The 305-nt window shown below is 39.0% G+C and carries 1 tRNA gene; it reads right to left on the minus strand.

Annotated elements, in window-relative coordinates:
* Positions 1 to 88: 88 nt before the first annotated feature.
* A tRNA-Ala gene (locus LPB87_RS20725) sits at positions 89 to 162 on the minus strand.
* Positions 163 to 305: the final 143 nt, after the last annotated feature.

Below are 305 nucleotides of genomic sequence, written 5' to 3' on the forward strand. Positions count from 1 at the left end.
GCTAATAAAAACGCTTTCTACTTTTTATTATTTTCTTATCTCAATATGTCAATGAACTTTTATCGCCCCCAATTAAGGGATTGATCTGTGGAGAATAACGGAGTCGAACCGTTGACCTCCTGCGTGCAAGGCAGGCGCTCTAGCCAGCTGAGCTAATCCCCCATTTTTAAAATGATGATGAATTATGAGTTATGAATTCGCTCATAAATGCTCAACTTCTAAAATTTCCTTTTATTTAAGTTTAAATAGTAGTCCCGGGCAGACTCGAACTGCCGACCCCTACATTATCAGTGTAGTACTCTAAC

It is taken from the genome of Flavobacterium sp. EDS (genome assembly GCF_020991525.1).
Classification (GTDB): Bacteria; Bacteroidota; Bacteroidia; order Flavobacteriales; family Flavobacteriaceae; genus Flavobacterium.